Source organism: Candidatus Protofrankia californiensis (assembly GCF_900634765.1).
GTDB classification, from domain to species: domain Bacteria; phylum Actinomycetota; class Actinomycetes; order Frankiales; family Frankiaceae; genus Protofrankia; species Protofrankia californiensis.
This window is the reverse complement of the sequence record NZ_CAAAFT010000294.1, coordinates 1,157-1,867: the sequence shown is the minus strand read 5'-3', so window position 1 is coordinate 1,867 and position 711 is coordinate 1,157. Positions and strand designations below refer to the sequence as shown.

The window sequence follows — 711 nt, the reverse complement described above, 5'->3', positions numbered from 1 at the left end:
GGGTGTCCGAGCCGGAAAGCATGATCGTTGTGACGCATCCGGCGGTCGTCCGCGCCGCGCTGGTCACAGCGATGCGATCGCCTTCGGAGGTGTTCTGGCGCATCGACGTCCCACCGCTGTCCACCACCCTCCTGCACGGGCGCCTGACGTCCGGGCGCGCAGGAGGCGTGGTGTGGACCCTGCGGCACGCCTGCCTGCCGCTGTGAAGGCGTACGCAGCAGCCCCAGCTCAGCCTTGCCCGGCTGTAACACATACACATAACCTCCGCCAACAGCCTTCATCAGCGTGCCGGTCGCCTTGACATCTGCGTGTGGCAGCGCGGAATGGCAGGCGGCGGGGTCAAACGAGGCTCGAACCGGCCGTCGGCGTCCTGACCAGCGCCGATTCACACGGCGGCCTCGCGACCTATAGATTGTAAACCACATTTTCCCTGTTCAGAGGCATGATCGCGTTGCCTTTGGCTCTCTGGCCGGGTTATCCCACGAGTTCAATGTCGGTGAACGGTACAAGCTGGGCAGTCAGCCAAGATGAGCAGTCAGTTAATAAGCTCTATGCGGCACGTCGGGCCGGGCGCCTTCGCAAGGCGGGCGTCGGCCGTGTAAAGCGGGCAGTCGAGGCTCTCGGCGAGCGCTACGTAGCAGGCGTCGTAGGGCGTGACGTTGTTCCGGAGCTCGAATGCTCGCCGGAGCAGCGGGCGAGCCGGGTAGCGGG

1 protein-coding gene is annotated in these 711 nt (G+C 65.3%); it reads left to right on the top strand.

The genetic code is table 11. The annotated features are described in order from the left end of the window. Positions 1-206 (top strand): histidine phosphatase family protein (locus DD1DGNOD_RS27120; RefSeq protein ID WP_206443212.1); only part of this gene is annotated, 206 nt, incomplete at its 5' end. Positions 207-711: the final 505 nt, after the last annotated feature.